The organism is Burkholderia sp. BCC1638 (genome assembly GCF_902833195.1).
GTDB classification, from domain to species: domain Bacteria; phylum Pseudomonadota; class Gammaproteobacteria; order Burkholderiales; family Burkholderiaceae; genus Burkholderia; species Burkholderia diffusa.
Window position 1 is genome coordinate 1 of record NZ_CADFEC010000119.1, and the last position, 493, is coordinate 493.

At 68.6% G+C, this 493-nt stretch carries 1 protein-coding gene; it reads right to left on the bottom strand.

The features are described from left to right. Positions 1–493, bottom strand: a 493-nt coding sequence (locus tag HWX22_RS31480; RefSeq protein WP_175917015.1) for a gamma-glutamyltransferase, incomplete at both ends; no start/stop codon positions are given.

Sequence of the window (493 nt, forward strand, 5' to 3'; positions counted from 1 at the left end):
CCTTGAGGTAGGCGGCATCGAGCATCTGCTCGGGCGTGACCTCCATCGAGCGCGGATCGGCGACGTAGCGGTAGACATCGGCGAAGGCGAGCTTCATCTCCTCGATCTGCAGATGCTGCGATTCGAGGCTGTCGCGCGGCAACGCGCTCATGTCGAACTGCTCGAGGATGCCCAGCGCGATCAGCGCCGCGATGCCCTGCCCGTTCGGCGGGATCTCGTGGACCGTGTAGCCGCGATAGTCCTTGCCGATCGGCTCGACCCATTCCGGGCGATAGCCGCGCAGGTCGTCCAGCGTGAGCGCCGCGCCGCCCTCGCGCGCGAAGGCGGCGATGCGCTCGGCCAGCTCGCCTTCGTAGTAGTCGCGCGGCCCTTTTTCCGCGAGCCGGCGCAGGGTGGCCGTGTGGCCCGGGAAACAGACACGCTCGCTGACTTCCGGTGCGCGCCCGCGCGGCATGAAGGTCTCGGCGAACCCCGGCTGGTTATGCAGTTCGGG